This window comes from Paenibacillus algorifonticola (genome assembly GCF_000971975.1).
GTDB classification, from domain to species: Bacteria; Bacillota; Bacilli; order Paenibacillales; family Paenibacillaceae; genus Pristimantibacillus; species Pristimantibacillus algorifonticola.
Genome location: NZ_LAQO01000008.1, coordinates 49,495 through 72,206 on the forward strand (window position 1 = coordinate 49,495; position 22,712 = coordinate 72,206).

The following is a 22,712-nucleotide window of genomic DNA, read 5'->3' on the forward strand; positions in this document are numbered from 1 at the left end:
CCTAAATTCCCGATCAAATTACAACGAGGTCGGTGGAGGGTTTTCCAGCGCTTCATAAAGTCCACTCTGGCGCTTGGTGATCTCACCGAATTGCAAATCGTGCCAAATGAGAAACTTCAGATTTCAACAGTTTGATCTTTTTGTACGCGAAGAAGTCCATGTCGGTAAGCAAATTCTTTGTACATCCGAGATGTTACTAGGCAGAACTACCCACTTCGAAAATCGTACCAACGGATTGTGGTCTTCCACAATCCGAAAAAAGGCGATCGACAAAAGTTACTTATAGTGCTCGGGAAAGCATTGCTTTAAGTCCGCCGCGATTCAGTTTCTCGCCAATAGCGTTCAGTCAATAGGTAGCACGGGCGTATAATAGCGCTTCGTATCTGATACGGGAACCGGACCGCGCTTCACGGGGCGATCAAGTGGGCCAATTGCTTCGATGGAATCAATCCACCGATTAGTGGATCCAGTTTCCCGACGTAAATTCGACGGCTGCGCGATTTTCTTTCGTTTTGTCCCAATAGTTCGTAAACGTATGTAATCCCATTCTTCTTGTTTTTCAAATAAATGAGCGGCATATGATCTCCCCATTCCACGTTATAGTTATAACGCGGAATGGGGGAGTTGCCAAGGTATATAAACAAAAAACCGCACCGTTACAAGGATTTTATACGATCCTCGTTATAATTTCGCATGAATGCAGAATTAATTATAATAAGGAAAATATGTATGCTTTTTTCATATATATTTGCAATCGAAAAAGCTGCTCCCCGGTCGAAAAACCGAAGGAGCAGCTTATTTTCAACCATTCACCGCGCCGGTGACAACGCCTTTGACGATGTACTTCTGCAAGAAGATGAACACGACGATCGACAGCAGCACGCCCATCACCATGGCGGTCACCGCGTATTGCCATCGGACGTATATTGTCCGACGAAAATTTACACGGCAAGAGTCAGCGTCTTACCTGAATCCGTGATTATCTGATGCTAGATTGGATAAAATGAATCAACATATTCAGTACTTCTCAGGTGAAAGTCTATAATCGGGTCTCGATCTTCATAGAACACCTACTACAGATTCAGGCATGTATCCATAGGACTAACCTACTATTGAAATATTTTCCATGGTAAATTATAATTGCAATGTAATTTAAATAAAATTAAATGTGTTTTTTGGAAATATCGGAAGATTAAATGGCAATGAAGGTTGCTTCTATTTTTTGTGGTTTGAGTTCATTCTTGGGAATTTCTGCGGTACGCAAGCACTGTTTATTTTCAAGCTCCTCCACCAAGCAGTGCAAACGAGTATAAGTATAACTAGCGGATTTTAAAAATACAGCCGAAATTAAATAAAATAGAACATGAACATGACATATTCTATTCGGAGTCAACCTTGGTAAATTTTCGGTTTGGGAGTAGCCCGAAGAAGCACAAACTAGCACTTTCGCCAAATCAATTGTGATTCGTTGAATGCCTTGTTTTTTTCGCACAAATCTGATAACGAGTATGGAAGAAGCTGCGAACCATTATGGGTCGTTTGCGGAATCATGAAAATCACAAACAGTTACATGGCTTTTTTAGGCATATCACGGCGGCGATCTAATATTCCCAACTTATAAGGAGCGATCATTCATGCAAAATCAACTGTTTGAACTGGATTTTAAAGTACAAAGCTTTAATAGCGATGTTGTAGACCCGGATACGATTAGAACTGCTTTATGCTGGGTGACAAAAGTAACGTGTAAGGCATCATGCGGATGTGGCTTTACACAATATTGCACCCCAGGTTGCCCATTCTAATATCAGTAACACAGTTACCAGTTCGTAAGTAATAAAACGCCGTGATATGTCTAAAAAAGCCATGTAGCCATTTCAATTGGAGGATAGAGACAAATGCAAAAAGATTCAAGAGACAAATACGTACCTTTAGATTTGTTTATGATTAGAACTCCGCTTTTTCCAGTAGATCATATTAAAGCCTACTTTAATAGTGAACAAGACATTGCTCAGAACCTTGAGGAAATCTTGAACTGTCCTGAAATTCTTGAGGCTATTGCCATCGCAAGCCCTTCGCTATACAAAAGTTTATTGAAACCGGATAAGAATGACAGGCAACAACAACAAATGATAGGAAGCTTATTCAAATATATGAATCGCATGTCTACCAGAGCGACTCCATTCGGGCTATTCTCTGGAGTAGACATTGGAGTTTTTGGAAGCGAGAATACTATTCAAGTAGGTAATGTTGAACAACATGCTAAACGAGCTAGACCGGATATGCAGTGGCTATTAAGAATTATTAAAAATATAGAAGAAGATCATAATATTGTCAAGGAGCTGGACGTCAGATTCAACCAAACGGCCTATAAAATTGGCGATCGAATTAAAATCCCTTTTATCACTTCATATGGAGATTATACAGATAGCAATAAAGATTTCACATATGCCTCCGTTAATTGGAATGAAATTGTGGATTTTGTCTCGAAGCAGACATATGAGCCTATTAATATGACGGAATTGAATCAAATTATTCATAATCGTTATAACCAAGTGGACAGAAAGACAGTCGAAAATTTCACATTCGGTTTATTTAAGAACGAGTTTCTGTTAAGCACGCTTCGGCCGCCGTTAACGGATGAGAATGCCTTTGACTATTTGATCGAGAAAATTAGACGCATAAAAGAGCTTCATTTCTTATACGAAAGGTTACTAGTTATAAGACACTCCATTCATACATACAATCAGCAAAAAATTGGAGAGGGTTTGTCAATCTACGAGACGACGGTTACCTTGATGAATCAATTGGCTGAAGTGAAAACGCCTTTGCAAATCGATCTGAAATCATCCCTCAATCATAATATGTTAAATGAAAGTATAAAGGGTGAGTTATCTCAGGCAGCGGATATTTTGCTTAAGCTTTCGCCCCAAACGTCATGGTATAAGCATCTTAGCAAATATCACGAGGAGTTTATAGAAGCTTATGGTGTAGCCAGAGAGGTACCTTTGTGCGAACTGTTGGATGAGGATATCGGTTTGGGGGCACCTCCAACTTATGAAAATCCGAAAAGCGACTATGTACTGCATAATAACTATGAAGAGGAAATCGTTTACTCTAGGAAGCTGATGAATTATGCGCAGGAAGCAATCTTGAAGAGAGAAGAGCTTCAATTAACGGATGCTATTGTAGATGACCTCAAAGTTAGTTACGAGGATGATTTTCTATCGCCTCCGGATTCAATGGAATTATATTTCTCCATAATCAGCCCAGAACAAGATGCTTCGGATTATGAGCTTATAATGGGTCCGAACCCTGGTTCCGCCGGAGCAGGTAAAAGCTTTGGAAGGTTTCTGGATATGATAGACCCTGCTGTAACGGACCAGCTTAAAAAAAGTGTAAAAGAGCATCCCAATAAAATATTTGCAGAGGTTGTATATTTGCCTAGGCATTCTAAGGCAATTAATGTGGTCATGACAAGGAATCTAACCAAACATCAAATTGTCATCGGAACTAGCAGCAATAATCGATTTGAGGAAATTTCGTTAGACGATCTGGTCGTAGGCAGTTACGGATACAGGTTCTATCTTAAATCAAGGAAATTGAACAAAGAGATCGTTCCTGTAACGAATCATATGCTTAACTTCACCAGCGGTACTCCTAACCTATACAGGTTTTTATGTGAGCTGGGAATATCGCAGTATAAAAATTGGCGCGGCTTCTATTGGGGCATGTTATCCCGACAGCCTTATTTGCCGAGGGTAAGATACGGAAAAATCGTATTTTCTCCTGCGACTTGGAATGTTGATCGTAAGATCATAGCTTTTGCTTCCAATCATACAGAGCAGGATAAAGTGACCATGCTTAGACAGTGGAGAGAGCAATATCAAGTACCACAGTTTATATACTTAACAGAAGCAGACAATCGAATTATGTATGACTTATCCAGCGAATTCCATTTAAAGCAATTGGTTAGCGAAGTGAGTAAACTGCCTGAAAACGGTTACCTTGTCTTGACGGAAATCGAATCTCAATTTAGTAACTTTATTACTAAGTCCGAAGATGAAAGACCCTATTATATGGAAGCAGTATTCCCTTTAAGTAGGAAAATCCACATAAATGCTCAAGACAAGTATATTCAAAATGAAAAGGAAGCCCTAGAGGCTTATTCAACCGTAACGGATACAATAAGAGTATACCCGCCCGGCAGCGAGTGGATGTACTTCAAAATTTACGGCATGAAAAGCAGAGCGGATGAGTGGGTAGGGACTGAGTTGCTGAAATTTATTGATGAAATGCAGGGAATAGCCTTTGACTCATTCTTCTTTATGCGATATGCAGATCCACGCACTCATGTACGTCTTCGATTCAAAGGAAAACAGGAGCTTCTAATAAATAAATTATTTCCAGCCTTTCACGACTGGATAGAAAACTTGCGCTCCAGGGGGATAGCAACTAAATATTCTTTGGATAGCTATGAGCCTGAGATCGAAAGATACGGCGGACCATTTCTTGTCAGCAGAGCTGAAGAACTGTTTTCTGCAGATAGCCGGTTTGTTGCCAATTGCATCAATCACGCTCAGAAAAAAGATACCATTCTATCTATTGAGAATATCGGAGTCATTAATGTAATCAGTTATGTTGCTGCATTCTATCCCCATTTTGAAGATCAATTGAACTGGCTGAATCGTATGACTTCAATTAAGAAGTATACGAAAGAGTTCAGGGAACAGCGCTCCTTTTATATGAAAATGGGCAACGACTCGGACAATTGGCGTAACCTGCGCACCCTAAATGAAGGCGAATTTTTGTATGAGCAGATCCAGCATCGTTCTATAGAGATGAAAGCTTATATAGAGGAAATGAGAAGGGCTAAGACATTATATAATAAGCCAGATCAAATACTGTCCAGTTTCATTCACCTTAGCTTGAATAGATTGATAGGTATTAACCAGAGCTTGGAGGAAAAAATCATGACTTTTGCCTGCCATACTCTACATAATCTAAGCTATGTCAAGAAAGAGAAGGGCTTAAAAATTCATGTTGAAATTTAAAGAGGCCAATTTGCAGATGAATATAAACCAAATCGACAAAATCCAAACAATTATTAACCATTTAAAGCAAACATATGGAAACGTTGACAAGGTTATGGACTTTTATGAGGAGCAAAGATTTAGTCAAGCGGATCTTTGCTCACTTGCTGTCGGACTGCCGGGGTTAATTATATTAACGGTGGAGCTAGGCAAGCTGTTTCCTGAAGAGAACTGGCAGGAAGTCGGGCACGAATATGTGCGCAGGCTGCAAACATTGATTAACGATGGCAATGTTTATTCTTTATCATTATGGTCGGGACTTACAGGCATCGCTGTAAGCACAGAATTGTTGGCATGTACAAATAAAAAATATTTGAAGATGAAGGAAGCTTTGCACAGTTTTATTTTATTCAATCTGCCGCAAGAGATTGAACGGGCAACCGAAAATTTACACGGCAACGTAGAAATGCTGGACTACGACTGCATGGAGGGTCTAGCAGGAATTGGGCGATACTTGCTTCAGTTTGACGATGAAGAGAGTGTTTCCAGTACGAAGGCTATCTTAGACTATCTAGTTGCATTGAGCAGTGAATTCGATAGGCACGGAGAATTTGTTCCAAGCTGGTATATCCCCCAATCCAATCAATTTCTAGAAGCGGAGAAGGTAAAGTATGAACAAGGGAACTTCAACTTGGGCATTTCCCATGGGATTGCAGGACCGCTTTCGTTGCTAAGCTCTGCCTATACAAAAGGGATTAGAGTCGAGGGACAGCTTGAGGCTATTGAAAATATAGTTGCCTTTTTTAAACGGTGGGTACAGCACGACGATTATGGAATTGTATGGCCTGATCGAGTATCGTTGGAAGAGTACACTGCGGGTACTAAGAGCGGGGTAACAGTTAATAACGAATCCTGGTGCTACGGCATTCCCGGGATTAGTCACGCTTTATCTTTGGCAGCAAACGCGCTCAACGATGTCTCTTGCGAGACTTTGGGCATCCGTGCTTGTAATGAAATGATGAAGCGGCCAATTGACATTTGGTCTATTAAATCGCCAACGTTCTGTCATGGATTTGCTGGGTTATTATATCTGTTGCATAAGTTTCATCTTAAGCATAGAGCGGATTGGGACAGGAAACCGCTCTATGACACGTTGGAAGCTATACTGAGTGAGTACGATCCAGAGTTAGCTTTTGGATTTCACGATTATGATCATGGGAAGATTCAGAATCCAGGGCTTCTTGTCGGGACAGCAGGAATTGTACTCGCGCTGATAAGCATATTGAAACATCAGGATTATGAATGGGACTATATATTCCTTATTTCATAACGGTTAAAGAAGGTGAAAAATTGGACGGAAATATTAATTATAAGACGATACTGCATACGTTTTCTTATTGGCCCAAATTATTAATTCTATATTATAAAACGAATAAGATTTACTTCATTGGAATAATTATTCTCACTTTGCTACAGGGTGTTAGCCCGGTCATTTCGCTATATCTGACTCAATTATTCGTGAATACGATTGTAACAACGAAAGACAGCAGCATTGAAGGGGTTTTAATCGTATTTTTATTTTTCGTCGGATTTGTTGTCGTACGGGATATACTGGGGCTTATCCGCGAATATATAGAGGGGCTTTTTCAGACGTTATTGTCCAATCATATGAATATGCTTGTGTTGACAAAGGCCAGCACGTTGGAGCAAGAGGATTTCGAGAACGTCGAAGTACAGGATCAGCTTAAACGCGCTCAACAAGAAACCAGCTTTCGTCCTTACCAAATTTTCCAACAAATATTAGCTTTTATAACTAGCATCACTACGTTAATTTCTTCCGTTATTTTCTTATTTCAGTGGAATTGGTGGATGAGTTTGCTTTTGCTTCTAACACCATTTATTTCAATCCCATCCTATATGAAACTAAGTAACTCTGAATTTGTACTCCATTGGCAGCGTGCGCCAAGGAACAGGATGAGTTGGTACTATACGCATCTATTGACTCACGACAAAGCCTTTAAAGAAGTAAAGCTGTTTGGGGTTGCCGACTATCTCTTACACAAGTTTGAAGGGATTGTGGAAGGCTTCTATAAGGAAGACAAAAATTTGGCTAAGAAGAGACTCCAGCTCACGTTAGTATTTAGAACGCTGAACTTAATCTTAATGGGTTTCGCAATCTTTATGGTAGCTAAAGCTACAATGCTGAAACAGCTCTTAGTGGGCAGTTTTATTAGTTACATTCAGGCGATTACGCTTACGCAATCGAACTCGCAGCATTTGGCTCAGAGCCTAGTCGGATTATGTCAGCACAACCTCTATATCGAACAACTCTTTCATTTTTTAAATATGCAAGCAGCACAACCACAACCAAATTCCCATGAAGGAAAAGGAATCGAACTTATTAAAATCGAGTCAATAGAATTTAAAAACGTTTCATTCACCTACCCTGGCACAGACAGATATGCATTGAAGGGTATTAATTTGTTTTTGAAGAGAGGCGATGCCATTGCGATAGTCGGTAAAAATGGTTCCGGAAAATCAACCCTGATAAAGCTTATTGCTCAATTGTATAAGGACTATGAGGGTGAAATTTTAATTAACGATATTAATATCCATGATTATACGACGGAGTCCATTCGAAGCAACATCGGCGTAGTCTTTCAAGATTTTATGCAATACGAAATGCCGGTACGAGAAAATATCGGTATCAGCGATTATCAAAACATGGATAATGATGACAAAATATATGAATCTGCATTTAAATCGGGAATATCGGATTTAGTTAAAGCATTGCCCGCTCAAATCAATACGCAGCTAGGGAAGTGGTTTCCTGACGGGATTCAGCTCTCTGGCGGCCAATGGCAGAGAATAGCTATCGCTAGAGCATTCTTTAAGGATGGGAGTATCTTTGTGTTAGACGAGCCGAGCGCTGCGCTTGATCCCGAATCCGAAAAGGAAGTTTTTGAAAAGTTCACCAAACTGATCGATGACAAGATTGGGATCTTTATTACACATCGTTATACATCCACCAGATTTGCCGATCGCATTATTTATATGGAAGATGGTGAACTAAACGCGATTGGGACCCATCAAGAATTAATGCATGTATGTAATGAATATCGATATCTATATAATCTGCAAATTGAATCTTTTCAAGAACCGGCAGCTGTAAATACATAAGGGATATGGAGGAAGAAAATGTTAGCGCTATTGAGAGAACTGTTAGAAAGTCTTATTAGAATTGGCTCGATCAGATTGTCGCTCCTAATCTTAGTGCTTTTAGGCGTAATCACGGGAATAACGATGATTTTAAAAAAAAAAAAGAAAAGCGAGGAGTAAACTAATATCTTCTTAAGTTGAAATCATATGTTATTTGCTGCAGCACTAAGGAGGTACAAAAATATGGGATTATTTGAGCGCTCCAATAAGAAATATTTAGATGAGGGCAGCTGGGTTAGAAGAAATACCGTTCGACTTCCTGAACCTGAAGGATGCACGGACTCCGATTTTGAGCCTATCCGTCAGTATATCGGCGATAAGCGAATCGTATGGCTTGGAGAGAACAGCCATGGCATATCTCAGACTAATACATTGAAATCGAAACTTATTTCATTTCTTTACACTGAGATGAATTTTAAAGTAATTGCCTTTGAGAGCGGTTTAAGTGAGTGTTACAGTGTCAATGGTATGAAGAATCAGCTTAGCTCTGAGGAAATCATGCAGCAATCTATTTTTTCGCTATGGAGAACGAAAGAGACGTTGCCATTATTCGAGTTGATCAAGTCGACAGATTTAAGCTTGACGGGGATTGATTTTCAACCTTCTTCAAAAGTCAATCCATTAAGAGAAATGCTGCAAACGCAAGGAGAATTAGAAAAAGCAACTATAGAGGAATTGAATCTACTGGCTGAATATTCTGTTCAATGGTACGCCCGAATTGGGGAGTTTCGAGCAAAACGAAAAAGAATACCGAAAGAGATTCTTGCAGAATATGAAGACAGTAAAACCGAGAAATTGAGAACCATTAAACAGTTAAGAAGCGAATTGTTATCTCGTCCGAGAAACCAGGTATTGTTGGTGTTGGATCGTTACCTTGAAAATACAGCAGTATTCTTAAATAGTATTGCGCTTAGTTCTAGAGAGTATGCAAAACGCAGGGATCAAATGATGGCTGACAATCTGGAATGGCTTCTTACTGTCCTATATCCTTGTGAAAAAGTGATTGTGTGGGCGCATAACGCTCATATTTTCAAAAATTTTAAATCATTCACAGGATACAGGCCTATGGGATCGCTGGTTTCAAAACGAATAGTCGAAGACTCTTATTATGTAGGGTTATTTATGTACCAAGGGACGGCAGCTTTGAATCATGGGAGCGATTATACACTTATCAAGCCACGCAAGAAGAGCTTGGAAGATTATATGAACCATCAAGAGGCGGAAGTCGGTTTAATAGATTTTAGCCAGGTTGAAGTAAAGCCTGAGAACAAGTGGATCAGCCGAAGAACGATCATATTAGAGTCAGGAAGCTTTGAACGTTTAATTGTGCCAAATAAGCAGTTGGATGGGATCTTCTTTATTAAGAATGTTTCACCTCCAAATTATTTATATAATTCGAAGGAGAAATAAAATGAAACAAATAACGTCCAGACTATTAAAATCTCTTATTATTACAGCAATATTGTTATTAACGCTCACGAACAACAATCTTTTATCGGCGAATGGTACTGATACGACTGGGCAGCCGGTAACGTCCCATGAACTCATTGTTGTTAAGGATAAGTCCTTTGTGAATTTATTAATCAAATTTATATCCAATAAATATCCGGATTTGAAGCTCGATTACATAAAAGAAATAGGAGTCATTCAAATTGAACATCCTCAAGAAGAAGTCTTAGAAAATGCAAGCAAGTATATTCATAAAAAATTTAAACGATTTATCGTTCAAGAATCGGAAGTTATAAACCCACTCGATTTAGATGCAGTGCTAGCTGCTCAATTTGCGACTAATGCTGAATCAAACGGAATGCCTAATTTCCAAAATGATCCTAACGTATATTCTTACTGGCAGTGGGGCGTTAATTATGTTACAGAAAATAAGAAAAGCTATTCTATAACTAAAGGCAGCCATGATGTTAGCGTAGCAATTTTGGATAGCGGAATAGATTTGAACCATCCGGATCTGGCAGACAATATTATTTCACCTGGACAATCATTTGTACCAGGAGAACTGACTGCTATGGATTACAACGGTCATGGAACTAAGGTGGCTGGCATTATAGCTGCGAATGGAAATCTAACAGGTATTGGCCCTGAAATTGGAATTGTACCCTATAAAGTATTTAGCCGCGAGGGCGGAAGAGCCTTTTGGATGATCCAAGCGATGGTGAAAGCAGCAAACGACGGACATGAGGTGCTTAATATTAGTTCGGGGATCTATCAGACTTACAGCGAAAAATCAGGAGGCGCCGTTGTGGAAGCTTTCCAGCGAGCGATTGACTATACGAATAATAAAGGTAGTGTAATCGTAAACTCAGCCGGTAACGAAGGAGTTGATATTGACCAAATTATTCCAACAGGAGAAGATGGAGGAGGCGTTATTCGGTTGCCTTCTGTTTTTTCAAAAGTAATAACTGTAGGTGCTTCAACATTAGAACGAATGCCAGCTCCTTATTCGAATTATGGCGAAAAAGTTGATTTCTACGCACCAGGAGGAAGTTACGGTCCGATTGCGCATGAAGATGAATTTGATTTCAGTTTTCTTCTATTAACCACATATCCAACTTATTTGGAGCAGTCAACTATTGCACAATTGATCAGCTTGCCGAAAGGGTATGATCTGGATATTGGTACAAGTTTGGCAACTCCCGCTGTTTCAGCTACATATGCCTTGGTTATTCATAAACTTAAAGAGAATAAGCTGAACAAGGCGCCTGAAGAAATATCTAGCATGCTTAGGGAAATGGCAACTCAACTATCTGTAAATGATCCCGCAGGCAGAACGGTCGGAATGGTGAATGCTTTTAAGGCGCTGCAGTATGTTGAGAATGAAAGCATGCCTCTTAAATGAAAATAGCATCTGGAAAACGTTCCTATCCTTTTTATAGAGGTAGGAACGCACGGCAAATTCAAGAAGAAACATTTAAGTGGATTTAAACAAATCTTTGTTGAAATATAGGTGCAAGTACACTCGGCGCTCGCCTTCTATCACATCGCCTATATAGGACCATATTTGTGTATATTTCCAAGTGATGACAGTCGATTGCGCATATTAATTGTAGTCCGGATGAAAGTTCTCCCATTTTTGAAGCTGAGGTTTAGCGGCCTCCAATTCCGATTGTACATATTTGAGCGTTACTTTCACTCCGATGAGAAACTTCAGATGGTGCTGACACATGGCATTGATGTTCGCTTCACTGTAATTACCGCGATCCATGACCAGCTTGATCTTCTTGTAGGCGAAGAAGTCCATGTCAGCAAGCAGATTTTTTGTGGTTTTCACAACCTAAATATTCCCAGTAACCTTGCGCTAGTAAAATGGCAAATTCGATTGCTCACCAAACAATAGCGCCAGATTCATTTGCGGTAGCGGATCTGTTCCTTGTTCTTTCCGTATTTGACTTGCTTCAAGCATTCCGGGTACTCGATAGGGTGGTCGCATCGTAAGCCCAGTACTCTTTTCCGCCCGCCGCCTGCCTTGTTGTAGCCGAAAAAAATTGTCTCCGTGCTTCTTCTGTAATCGAAGCAAAAAAAATCGTTGCTGAGCTGGGAAGGAATACCCTTGCCGTAAGGAAGCTGATGTGTCAGAGCGTACTTCGAAAAACGCAGCAACGGATTATGATCTTCCAGAATCAGAAAAAAGGCGATCGATAGAAGTTGCTTGTACTGACTAGGAAAACATTGCTTCAAGTCTGCTGTGATGCCCAGCTTCTCGCCGATGGCGCTGAGCAAATAGGCCGCGCCGACGTATAAGCGCTTCGTTTCTACCACGGGAACTGGACCGCGCTTCAAGGGGTGCTCTGGTGTAGCTAACCGCTTTGACGGAATCAATTCGCCAGTTAGCGGATCCAGTTTATCGATGCAAATTCGCCGGCTGCGTGATTGCTGTTTCGTTTTGTCCCAGAAGTTTTCGGGCTCATAAACGTATGTAATCCCATTTTTCTTACTTTTCAGATAGATGAGCGGCATATAACCTTCCCATTCCACGTTATAATTATAAATATTAAAAAATCGCGACATTACAAGGTTTTTTCGCATTTTTTTTATAATTTCACGGTAATATAGGGTTTTTACAAAATCTACATAAATCTCATTTCTATCCGCATGAAAAATAGTTACAAATGAGTTACTTCGGCTCTCGAAATGAAGCATTTCACCTTAAAATTGCTATTTTAGACATGCCTGCAAACGCTCTTCTTCTAAAATAAAAGAGAAGCACCCCCAATTTCCAGCGAAATAGGAATGCTTATTCGTAGCTGCATCTATATATTAAGCTGCCAACTGCTCCGATTTCTACAAAACTATACGCAGTAAAAAGCGGGCGGGTTTAAAAATATCATTTTTTACTATTTAATCGCTAAGCTGCTTTTTTGCACCGTAGATAACCACTCGCGGGCGAGCAGCTCATGCCCGGCCGCTGTCGGATGAACGCCATCCCACAGCCAGTAGGCCGCGCCGGTCACTTCGCTCGCTTTGTCGAATACATGCTGCACGCGTACAAGAACGGCATCATACTCTGCTGCTAGAGCAGCTGTTTTTTCCTGATATCCCTTAATGATTTGCTGCCACTCGTCCCAACGCTCCACCGTCGCGCCTGTTTTCAGGATAAAAGGCTCGACAAGAACGAACCCCGTCTGCGGCAGCACCTCGGCTGTTTCCTCCAGCAAATGCCGGTAAGCACGCTCGAAACGATCCGTTGCGCCGCTCGCTTCTCCAGACATCGTGCGCCACGCATCATTGACGCCAATCAAAATACTGAGCACATCCGGCTTCAAGCTGAGGGCATCCTCGTTCCATCTGGCGTACAAATCAGAGACACGATTGCCGCTAATACCCTTATTAATGAAATGGGGAGCTTTCTCCGCCAATTCATAGCCAAGGCGTGAGGCAATTAAATACGGATAGCTATGGCCTAAAATATGATTTAAATCATCATTGCGCCCTCGCGAACCATCTGTAATGGAATCCCCTTGAAATAAAACGGTCAATTGCTGCTCGCTCATCTCGTCCCAGCTCCTTAATAATGGATAAATGATGATGAATGTTCGGCTGATTTGCTATTTGGCCTATTCAAGAGCAGGCTCCTCACGCTGCAGCTCCGCAAAGCAAGCCGCCGTCTCAAGTGCAGCATGGCTATCGCCAACGCCATCCTCCACACACCATGCTGTAGATAATATCATGTGGCTGAAGCCATAGGCAAGAACTCGTTCTCGTTTGAGGCAAAGGGCCTCGCTGAGGATATGGACGCGATTGCGCAGCAGGCTGATTCGCTCTACCCGTGACTTGGGCAGCTGATTCATCAGCAGCGGAATGACGCCATAAGCTGCTTCGCCAATAACTCCTTTAGGATCAATCGCCAGCCAGCTGGCTGACGCTTCTCCCTCTCGCACCGCGGACAAAATATTGCCCTGATGCAGATCGCCGTGCAGCAGCTGCTGCGGTTCGCTTACGCCCGTTGCGAGTAGCTGGCCGAAGGTCAGCTGCGCCTGCCGGACGAGCGGCTCTGGCAGCGGTCCCGTACCGCCATCAAAGCGCTGGCGCAGCCGCTCCAGCCCGCTCGCCCATTGACGAGCTGTAGGGAAGCCTGCACCTCCAGCCGCTTTCCCCACAGCCACTGCGTCCGCTGCTGGCACAGCCAGCTTACGCATCACCTCCGCAGCGATGCGGACAGCCGCCGCATCGTCTGCCACTTCCGAGAGCAGCTGTCCCGGCCTCAGCCGTTCCAGCAGCATAACGCCGCGCTCCGCATCCGAAGCCAGCAGGCGAACCGCTCCGCGCCCAGCATAAAGCTGAAGCGCTGCCAGCTCCGTCCGACTTTCCCTGGACGGCACGCCGAGCTTCAGCACAGCCTCGCTTCCATCCTTACGGAGCGCTGGAAGCACCAGATTAAAGGTCAGCTCATACGGCGTCCGATCCATGAGCTGCAGCTCCCACCGCTCCGCGCAGCTTGCCAGCAGCGAATCCAGCTCAGCCAGCCACTTCTCGCCGCGTTCTCCATGTACGCTTATGACAGTCTGTACCCATGCTGATGGCCATTTCATCTCCGCTGACCTCCCTTCCACTTCTCGCCGCATTCAAGGCGCTTTCGCCTCAACTATTTCCTGCTGCTACACCAATACAGGCTGTACATAAACAGGCCCAGATACCGTAACGGAATGTCCGGTATACACAGGCAGCCCCGTTGACGCATCTACGCGGAATACAGCCAAATTATTCGTGTCGCGATTAGCCGCGATCACGTATCGACCGCCAGGCACAAAAGCAAAATGGCGTGGGTGTTCGCCCTCAATTGGCACATGCCCAGCAAGTGTAAGCTTGCCGTCCGTTTCATTAATTGCGTACACTACGAAGCTGTCGTGCCCGCGATTCGAGCCGTATACATATTTGCCATCCTCGGAAACGGCAATTTCGGCGCATGTATTTTCACCGTCAAAATCAGAAGGCAGAGTTGGAACGGTTGCAAGCGTCGCAAGCGTGCCTACCTCAGCATCGTAACGGAACGCGGTAATCGTCGAATCTACCTCATTAATGACATAAGCAAATTTCCCATTCGGGTGAAAAGCCATATGCCTCGGGCCAGCGCCCGCATGAAGCACCGTCTCGCCATGGAAAACCAGCTTTTGCGCTTGATCATCAATGCGATAAGCCATAATGCGATCAATGCCCAGATCCGGCGAGAACAGGAAACGGCCGTCCGGACTGAATTGTATGCTGTGGGGATGCGGCTGATTTTGCCGCTCCGGGTGCTGGCCGACTCCCGTATGCTGGGCAATATCGAGCAGTTCTCCTACCTCGCCATTGTCCGTCAGCGCAACAAGGCTGATTCTGCCGCCATGGTAGCTCGACAGCAGCAAATAGCGATTGGATGGATCGCGTTGAATATGGCAAGCCGGAGCCGTAATCGCTTCGCTGCGGTTAAGCTCGGTCAATGCTGTTTTGTCCGTGTCGATGGCAAAAGCTACAGCGTCGCCAATTTTGGCGCCTGCTGCGGATACCCCTTCTGCAATGGCATACAGCCGTTTGCTTGGAATATCGACATTCAGAAACGTTGGATTTTTGAGGCCGGATACTTCATCCAGCAGCGACAGCTTGCCTTCCTTTTCATCAAAAGCATACGCATATACGCCGCTTGCCGCAGCCTCTGCATAGGACCCGACAAATACGACAACTCGTTCATTATGTACAGACACGATTCATACTCCTCCTTCAAATTAGCGGGACCTTCCCCGCTGCGTGTAAGGGCTGGCGTTATGGCAGCGGAGCTTGCCGCTTGCCTTGCCAGCTTTCCCGCATTAAAGCTTTCCCTCCTATTGTACTAGCAGTCTGCGCACAAACCAAGTGCTGTTCTGACGGTTTTTATCCCGTTTGAATAAACGGCTGCTATAACGCACATTGTTGCAACAGGCCGCTAGCTGGTCTATCATAGCGCTAGGGCATGCCGCCTTTATAAGGTGCAATTTTACCCAGCAAAGGAGTCTGATGATGGCGATAAACCGTAAATTGATAACGGATGCGGATTTCGAGGAGGCACTCCAGCGGGAGCTTCGGCTGCGCGTCTTTGAAGATGATTTTATTGTGTGCTCTGGCGGGAACATCGTCCGTTTCGACGATACGCAGGTCGTCATTCAAACGAGCGTCAGCGATATTACTTATTTTTCCCGGGAGCAATGCGAATTTTTTGAAATGAAACGCAAATAGCCGCTTTTTATGCGGCTCGTTAATCGCTTGCAGCAAGGAAAGCGCTCGCCTTTCCTTACGTCTGCAACCGTACTATAATTAAGTAATAAGCTCGGAAATGGCAACAACCCTAGCTTTTCGCAGCATTATGCGGCCGTAGATGCAATCTGCTCCCGCATGATGGTGCGAAATTTTGCCGTTAAAGGAGATTGTACCTGATGGACGCTGGCCCAAACATTTTAATTATGACCCCCGTCACAGCCGAGATGGATGCGGTTTGTCGAGGCTTGCAAAACAACCCGCGCTTTCATGTGACAGAAGCAGGAGTCGGCCCAGCGGAAGCCGCTGTCCGTACGACACTTGCACTCACACGGGGAAGCTTCGATCTCGTCATTTGCATGGGAATCGCCGGAGGCTTTCCCGGACGCGCAGCTGTCGGCTCGCTCGTCGTTGCCGATGCTATCGTTGCCGCCGATCTCGGGGCAGAGACACCGGACGGCTTCAGCAGTCTGGACACACTGGGCTTCGGTTCTTCCACAATCGAGGCCAGCGGACAAGCCTCCGCTTTAGCCACAGCACTCGCTCAGGCTGGCCTTGCAGCAGCGCTGGCCCCCATTTTAACGTTGTCGACCGTCACCGGAACTGCCGCCACCGCCCAGGCGCTGAGCGAGCGCTTTCCTCGCGCTGCCGCTGAAGCGATGGAAGGCTTTGGCGTCGCGACAGCTGCACAAAGCTTTGGCATTCCCGTTCTTGAAATTCGCGCCATTTCGAATGCTATCGGCCCAAGGGACCGGAGTGCATGGCGAATTGGCGAAGCTTTGCAGGCTTTGGAAGCTGCGGGCCCCACACTATTGGAGGTGCTTGTATGAAAATCGCTTTTTCTCCATGTCCGAACGATACTTTCGTCTTTCACGCTTGGGCGCACGGCCTTATCCCGAATGCACCGGAGCTGGAAATTACGTATGCCGATATCGACATTACCAATCGTCTGGCAGCCAGCGGCGACAGCCCGCTTGATGTGCTGAAAGTTTCCTACGCCGCCCTCCCTTGGGTGCTGGAAGATTATGCGCTGCTCCCATGCGGCGGTGCGCTGGGCAGAGGTTGCGGCCCGCTCGTCCTGACAGCTGGAACCCGCACAGATGCGGCAGCATTATCAGGCAAACGCGTAGCAGTGCCAAGCGACCGTTCCACCGCTTACTTGCTGTTCAGGCTTTGGGCGGCAAAGCACGTTCCCGGCGGGGTCGGCGATATCGTCATCATGCCATTCCATGAAATTATGCCCGCCGTGCGCGACGGACATATCGATGCTGGCCTTGTCATTCATGAAGCGCGTTTCACATATCCAAGCTTTGGGCTATCCATGATGACGGATCTTGGCAGCTGGTGGGAATCCGACACGGGATTGCCTATACCGCTCGGTGCCATCATCGCCCGCCGCTCGCTCGATTTGCCCGCCATTACGAAGTGGATTCAGGCTTCAGTCGCTTATGCATGGGCTAATCCGGAGGCGCCTCGCGAATACGTCATGCAGCATGCCCAAGAGATGGACGCTGCCGTTGCAAAGGCGCACATTGATCTATACGTGAATGACTTTACCGCGAATCTCGGCGATAGCGGATACGAGGCTATTACGACACTGCTGAACCGCGCTGCGCAGGAAGGGCTCGTTCCAGCCATCGATCCTGAGCTGCTGAAATTTCAGCCTTAGCTCAGGACGAGCTATTGTGACGCACATTGCGTGTAAAAGTGTGGGCTCGTGGATTTACGTCTCGATATCCTGATCGGAATCGTCCCATTTTTTCGAATACGCTTTTTTCGTAACCCAAAGTGTCATCCATGTCAGCAAAATAACGATTAAGCCTGAAAAAATCCAAACGCCTATAGGTACATTCATTCGCTGCTTCCTCCCTTTCGTCTCTTTTCCTACTATCATACAGGAGAATCGGCGGGGGGAACAGCCCTCGGAAAGAGCTTGACGAATGGCCTTCCTTTTAGTATATTTGGAAATAATTATTTGAATAGCAGCGGCTTACGATGGAAGCACCCGTAAGAGAAGACGCCTCAGGCGTCCTTCTTGCGGGTGCTTTTTTGCGTGCATTCGGGACTATGCCCTCTATCGCTGCCCTTCAACGTCTTTCTTTTCCACTTCATTTCCACCATTTTAAAGGAGGGCTCCACTATGTTTATTTTCAAGCCGCTGCATCTGTTTACCAGCCTTATCGCATTATCCTTATTTTTGACCCTGCCATCTATCTCTACCGCCGCCACGTCGATCTTGCCCTTTTCGCCCACCGTTCAGACGGCCTTTGACAAGCTGACCGCGGATGCCGACTCCGCATCAGCCTCCCAGCTCAAGAAGCAATACGACAGCCTGCTGTCCGCCCAGCAGCAGGAAGATACTTGGGATGGCAAAATTACCGCCCTTCATTATCGCAATGAAGAAGCGCTTGTTGCCATTCGACAGCGCATCAAGCAGTTGAATCAGGAGCAGCTTGCCAAGCTGGCAGCTGACGTTAAGCAAACGAAGGAGCGTTATCAGCCGCTTTTTGACCTGTACGCTTCGCTGCGAAAGCAGCAGGAAGCCGCCAAGCTGCTGCAAAGCAAGGAGCTGAATACCGTGCTCAAGGCACAGCTGGAGCAAACGAAACGAGCCGTCCAGCTCGCCAAGCTGGATATTAAAAATAAAACCGATGCCTACAGCAAGCTTAAAGCTGCCACTGTGCTGAAAGTGAAGCAAACGCGCGCCATACTAGAGACGGCTTCCTCGCAGCGCATCAAAATCCGTTCCGCCAAAAGCAGCATATCCAGCACCCGCAAGCTTATAACGGCCGAAGGCAAGCTATTGACCCAGTCTGTGAAGAAAGGCGATGCCGCAGCAGCTTCGCGATCCTTCGCTAAATTGCTGACGCTGCAGCAAAGTATTTTAGATAAGAAACAGACGATCTACAGCAGCGAGGAACAAATCGCCGCCATTATTACGAAGGCGAATACGCTGCTCGCTTCATAAGGCACCCGTCCAACTATTTTCAACCCTAACAAACACCCCTTAGAACGTCATCGGATTAACCAACCGGTTATCCCATGTTTATTCTAAGGGGTGGATTCCATCGTATTTATTTTTTAATGAGGCTCTTAAATGAACGGCCTGCGATCCAATACAAGCTTAAGCGGACGATCAGTAAGGACAAGCTCTGGTGCCAGCTGCTGAATGACTGCAAGGCCGCTTACGGCGCCGCATAGCGAATGCAAATCCTCAAACGGCTCTGCCGGCGATTGTTCGCCCAGTTTCTCGATATAAGCAAGGAAAGGCGCTGCTGATTCTCGGATAACGGCCAGCACTTCCTCGCGGCGATGGGACGTTTGCTTCAAGCAGCAGCCCAGCACGTATACCCAATCGATTTCGAAAAACGAAAGCTGCTCCTTCGGCTGCTCCCACTGCTCGCTGCGGAACAAGGCGATACAAGTATCGACCAGCTCCTCCACATAAGGAATGGGCTGATTGCGATAAGCCAGATTAAACAGGTAATGAAAGCTGCCAGCTAAGTGATGGAACAGCGGCGCACCGCGTAGCTCGCCATATTCATCGACAATGCAGCCTTTGCGCCATAGGCCCGTTGCCGGATCTGCCTGCTCCTTCAACCAGTCGAAGTACCAGGCTTCCCACGCGGAGTCTACTTCCTGTGCGAGCACCAGACTTGCGAAGACGCCAGAACCCTTCTGTGATTCTCCCCAAGGCTGCTGTACCCAATCCAGCTGCTCCAGCAATTCGTAAAGCCCTTCTTTGCTTCTATAGGCTGCAAACTGCTGAAGCGGATATAGTGGCTTTCCATCCAAAAGCTCCAGAGCTGATATTGCGAACGCCGCGCTATGCAGCTCATTATGATAAAGCCCGCGGAACATTCCGCTGCCTTGCTCCTGAAAGCTTTGCAGCGCCTGCGTCCATGCGGATTTTGCCGTTTCTCCTTCCGGCAGCCCGTTCACCGTGTATAACAGATTGGCGGCATCGGCCGTTCCATAAACATCGGTCCGGCCTGCCTGCTTGTCCGCACGAAGGAACCGTTCGTAGAATATCCCCTTCGCATCCTCAACGAGGTGAGCATCAAGCGTCAGCAGCACCCGATTGACGAATGGTTGCGCCTTTATAGCTATTGCCTCATCCCCCTGTGCCTATTGCAAAATCTGATCGATCAGCGTCAGCTCTTCATCGGTAAAATGAGCAACAGCAAGTGCCTGAACTGCATCCTCAATCTGGCTGACTTTGCTTGCGCCAATAAGCGCGGAAGTTACTCGTCCGCCTCGCAGTACCCATGCCAGTGCCATTTGCGACAGCTTCTGGCCGCGGCCAGCCGCCATTTCGTTCAACTTGCGCAATTTAACAATAAGCTCATCGGTAATTTCCTCTGGTCGCAAAAATACGCTTGGGCCAGCGGCGCGCGAATCCGGCGCAATGCCATTCAAATAGCGATCGCTGAGCATGCCCTTCGCAAGCGGGGAAAAGACGATGGAGCCAATACCCTCTTCGTCCAGCACGTCCAGCAAACCATCCTCTACGTGGCGATTGATCATCGAGTAGCTCGGCTGGTGAATCAGACAAGGCGTGCCCAGCTGCTTCAAAATGCGCGATGCCTCACGCGTCTGCTCTGGCTTATAGTTGGACAGGCCGACATACAGCGCCTTGCCTTGGCGCACAATCAGGTCAAGCGCAGCCATCGTTTCTTCCAGCGGCGTATTTGGATCTGGACGGTGATGATAGAATATATCGACATAATCGAGTCCCATACGCTTCAAGCTTTGGTCAAGGCTAGACACCAAATATTTTTTGGAGCCAAAATCGCCATAAGGCCCTTCCCACATGCCGTAACCGGCTTTGGTCGAAATGATCAATTCATCGCGGTAAGCTTCAAAGTCCGCTTTCAAAATGCTGCCGAACGATAGCTCAGCCGAGCCCGGTGGAGGTCCATAGTTATTCGCCAGATCGAAATGCGTTATACCAAGGTCGAATGCCCGTCTAACCATTTCTCTGCCTTTCTCAACGGAATCAATACCGCCAAAATTATGCCACAGCCCTAACGAAATTGCGGGCAGCTTCAATCCGCTTCGCCCACTGCGATTATATGTCATAGTGTCATATCGATTATGACTTGCCAAATAGCTCATTATTCTGTTCCTCCTCAGGTTCAATATAAACCTATTGTAGCGGGAAACCACTATGAATCCTATGTCAGCAAGGATGATATTTATGGAATAATGTCTTTTTTTAATATAGGAAAGTATATGATTTTTCGATCCATTCTCTATATTTCTACGCGAAACAGCAGCTTTGCCGCCAGAGGACGGCTTCAGCCGTTTACGCTTGTAAAATGAGCTATTCAAAATTGCGCGGCGGTGTTCCTTTTACCTTTTTGAACATTTTAGAAAAAAGCAGCGCATCCTGGTACCCTACGGAACGCGCCACCTCGCTGATGCTGTATATTCCCTTCCCCAACAGCTCACAGGCTTTATTCATCCGATAGTTGAGCAAATACTGCTGTGGCGGCATGCCCACAGCCTCTTTAAACAGAAAAGACAAATATTTGCGATCCAGGCCGAGTACGGCAGCAAGCTGCTCCATCGTAATTCGTTCACTGTAATGGGCGTGTAAAAACTCCATGCTCCGGTGAATGTAGGCTTCCTGCTTGCGCGCAGCATTGCTGCTATTGCTGTCCGTTAAAGGAACGAACTCGACAAGCAGCGATAAAAACTCATACAAAATAGCCTGAAGGCGCAAATCACTGCTGGCTTGGTGGGAGACAGCTTCCGTCAACTGGTCATATAACGTTGGCATCAGCTTCATATCCATAGGAAATACGGGGTTTTCTGGTGTAATCGATGTTCGGGCGATGATTTGGGCGGCCTGCTCTCCAAAAAAACCAATCCAGGAGTACGTCCACGGGTCCTTCTCGTCCGATTCATAGGAAATCAGCACCTGCGGATAAATGAGGAATGCTTGTCCGGCTGTCAGCGTGTAGGTTTTGCCCGCTACCTTCACAGTCCCTTTTCCTTTATGAATGAAATGCAGTTTAAAGTTTTCCCTTACGATTGGCCCTATTAGATGGCAAGGCTTACACGCCTCTTTGCCCCAATAAAGCAAATACATATCCGGGCCATCACGAAAGGGACGCTCCGGATTATACTGAAACACTGCCATGATGACCTTCAACCCTCTCTACGCTATCTTGCATCGTGATGTGGCGAACGACTGCTGCAACAAGGCAATACCACTCATGATTTCTCTATATAAAAACAGCCCCTATAGTGGGGGCGCTGCTTTTGGATGCTTTCCGATAATAATAGCACAGTTTTCAAACATCTGACACATTTAAACAGATGAAATTTCTTAATAAAAATGCCCTTTTCAGCCGTAACTTCTAAGTAAAAAAGCAGGGTGAGGATTTCCTCTCCCTGCTTTTATGCTTATTTTCACCCTACTACGCTGCCCTAGAGCACCTCTTATTCATGGCTTTCGAATATAGCAGCCAATTTCTCAATCGCCTGATCCTCGTCTGGACCTTCAGCAGTGAGCTTGATCGGAGTGCCCTTCATAATATCGAGCGCCATTAAGCCCAAAATGCTTTTGCCATCGGAAATAATGTTTTTCGCTTGCCAAATGACGCGAATCTCGGATTCGAAAGAAGATGCAAGCGTCGTGAATTCTTTCGCAAACAACACATTAAAGCCATTATGTTTCGTTAACGTGTCATGTGATTTCATCTTTTTTCAGCACCTTTCATTCTGGATAATTGTTTG

Annotated in this window: 18 protein-coding genes and 3 pseudogenes; 10 read left to right on the forward strand and 11 right to left on the reverse strand. The window is 45.4% G+C overall.

What is annotated here, in order from left to right:
- Window positions 1–204: 204 nt before the first annotated feature.
- A pseudogene (locus tag WH37_RS37650) lies at window positions 205–578 on the reverse strand (IS1634 family transposase); the annotation flags it as partial.
- Between the two features lie 223 nt (window positions 579–801).
- A pseudogene (locus WH37_RS34770) lies at window positions 802–971 on the reverse strand (carbohydrate ABC transporter permease); the annotation flags it as partial.
- Between the two features lie 663 nt (window positions 972–1,634).
- On the opposite strand from WH37_RS34770, the gene WH37_RS37430 reads away from it, so the two are divergent.
- The 6 genes from WH37_RS37430 to WH37_RS16440 all read left to right on the forward strand — a co-directional run bounded on the left by WH37_RS37430 (window position 1,635) and on the right by WH37_RS16440 (window position 11,100).
- The gene (locus WH37_RS37430) at window positions 1,635–1,802 is read left to right on the forward strand and encodes an FDLD family class I lanthipeptide (RefSeq protein WP_197091377.1); all 168 of its coding nucleotides are present in this window, start codon (window positions 1,635–1,637) and stop codon (window positions 1,800–1,802) included.
- 93 nt (window positions 1,803–1,895) lie between these two features.
- Complete coding sequence (locus WH37_RS16420) at window positions 1,896–5,051, forward strand: lantibiotic dehydratase (protein ID WP_046231699.1); 3,156 nt, start codon at window positions 1,896–1,898, stop codon at window positions 5,049–5,051.
- Complete coding sequence (locus tag WH37_RS16425; protein WP_046231700.1) at window positions 5,038–6,360, forward strand: lanthionine synthetase C family protein; 1,323 nt, start codon at window positions 5,038–5,040, stop codon at window positions 6,358–6,360. The genes WH37_RS16420 and WH37_RS16425 overlap by 14 nt, the downstream gene beginning before the upstream one ends.
- Window positions 6,333–8,210, forward strand: a complete 1,878-nt coding sequence (locus WH37_RS16430; RefSeq protein WP_052737016.1) for an ABC transporter ATP-binding protein — start codon at window positions 6,333–6,335, stop codon at window positions 8,208–8,210. The genes WH37_RS16425 and WH37_RS16430 overlap by 28 nt, the downstream gene beginning before the upstream one ends.
- A 222-nt stretch (window positions 8,211–8,432) precedes the next feature.
- The gene (locus tag WH37_RS16435) at window positions 8,433–9,659 is read left to right on the forward strand and encodes an erythromycin esterase family protein (protein ID WP_046231701.1); all 1,227 of its coding nucleotides are present in this window, start codon (window positions 8,433–8,435) and stop codon (window positions 9,657–9,659) included.
- Window position 9,660: 1 nt separating this feature from the next.
- Window positions 9,661–11,100, forward strand: a complete 1,440-nt coding sequence (locus WH37_RS16440; protein ID WP_052737017.1) for a S8 family serine peptidase — start codon at window positions 9,661–9,663, stop codon at window positions 11,098–11,100.
- Window positions 11,101–11,190: 90 nt separating this feature from the next.
- Here the strand turns inward: WH37_RS16440 and WH37_RS37655 are convergent.
- The 4 genes and pseudogenes from WH37_RS37655 to WH37_RS16460 all read right to left on the reverse strand — a co-directional run.
- Window positions 11,191–12,218: pseudogene (locus WH37_RS37655) on the reverse strand (IS1634 family transposase); the annotation flags it as partial.
- Window positions 12,219–12,595: 377 nt separating this feature from the next.
- A complete protein-coding gene (locus WH37_RS16450) occupies window positions 12,596–13,252 on the reverse strand; it encodes an SGNH/GDSL hydrolase family protein (RefSeq protein ID WP_046231702.1) in 657 nt (218 codons plus the stop codon).
- Window positions 13,253–13,315: 63 nt separating this feature from the next.
- Entirely contained in the window at window positions 13,316–14,290 is a 975-nt protein-coding gene (locus WH37_RS16455) for an aminoglycoside phosphotransferase family protein (RefSeq protein WP_046231703.1), read from the reverse strand.
- Window positions 14,291–14,356: 66 nt separating this feature from the next.
- Entirely contained in the window at window positions 14,357–15,439 is a 1,083-nt protein-coding gene (locus WH37_RS16460; protein ID WP_046231704.1) for a lactonase family protein, read from the reverse strand.
- 292 nt (window positions 15,440–15,731) lie between these two features.
- Between WH37_RS16460 and WH37_RS36470 the strand changes: the two genes are divergently transcribed.
- The 3 genes from WH37_RS36470 (at window position 15,732) to WH37_RS16475 (ending at window position 17,634) form a co-directional block, all read left to right on the forward strand.
- Window positions 15,732–15,947: a hypothetical protein gene (locus tag WH37_RS36470; RefSeq protein WP_046231705.1), complete on the forward strand. Its 216-nt coding sequence runs from the start codon at window positions 15,732–15,734 to the stop codon at window positions 15,945–15,947.
- 197 nt (window positions 15,948–16,144) lie between these two features.
- Complete coding sequence (locus WH37_RS16470; protein ID WP_046231706.1) at window positions 16,145–16,795, forward strand: futalosine hydrolase; 651 nt, start codon at window positions 16,145–16,147, stop codon at window positions 16,793–16,795.
- Window positions 16,792–17,634, forward strand: coding sequence for a 1,4-dihydroxy-6-naphtoate synthase (locus WH37_RS16475; protein ID WP_046231707.1), 843 nt, complete (start codon window positions 16,792–16,794; stop codon window positions 17,632–17,634). The genes WH37_RS16470 and WH37_RS16475 overlap by 4 nt, the downstream gene beginning before the upstream one ends.
- 54 nt (window positions 17,635–17,688) lie before the next feature.
- Here WH37_RS16475 and WH37_RS37080 read toward each other — a convergent pair whose 3' ends face one another.
- A complete protein-coding gene (locus tag WH37_RS37080) occupies window positions 17,689–17,820 on the reverse strand; it encodes a hypothetical protein (RefSeq protein WP_269431319.1) in 132 nt (43 codons plus the stop codon).
- A 285-nt stretch (window positions 17,821–18,105) separates the two neighbouring features.
- Between WH37_RS37080 and WH37_RS16480 the strand changes: the two genes are divergently transcribed.
- Complete coding sequence (locus tag WH37_RS16480; RefSeq protein WP_046231708.1) at window positions 18,106–18,933, forward strand: hypothetical protein; 828 nt, start codon at window positions 18,106–18,108, stop codon at window positions 18,931–18,933.
- Window positions 18,934–19,058: 125 nt separating this feature from the next.
- Here the strand turns inward: WH37_RS16480 and WH37_RS16485 are convergent, their stop codons facing one another.
- The 4 genes from WH37_RS16485 to WH37_RS16500 form a co-directional block, all read right to left on the reverse strand.
- Window positions 19,059–20,042, reverse strand: a complete 984-nt coding sequence (locus WH37_RS16485; protein ID WP_052737020.1) for a hypothetical protein — start codon at window positions 20,040–20,042, stop codon at window positions 19,059–19,061.
- A gap of 51 nt (window positions 20,043–20,093) precedes the next feature.
- Complete coding sequence (locus tag WH37_RS16490) at window positions 20,094–21,083, reverse strand: aldo/keto reductase (RefSeq protein WP_046231710.1); 990 nt, start codon at window positions 21,081–21,083, stop codon at window positions 20,094–20,096.
- A 208-nt stretch (window positions 21,084–21,291) separates the two neighbouring features.
- A complete protein-coding gene (locus WH37_RS16495) occupies window positions 21,292–22,113 on the reverse strand; it encodes an AraC family transcriptional regulator (protein WP_046231711.1) in 822 nt (273 codons plus the stop codon).
- Between the two features lie 302 nt (window positions 22,114–22,415).
- On the reverse strand, window positions 22,416–22,676 hold the full coding sequence (locus WH37_RS16500) for an HPr family phosphocarrier protein (protein ID WP_046231712.1): 261 nt from the start codon (window positions 22,674–22,676) through the stop codon (window positions 22,416–22,418).
- Window positions 22,677–22,712: the final 36 nt, after the last annotated feature.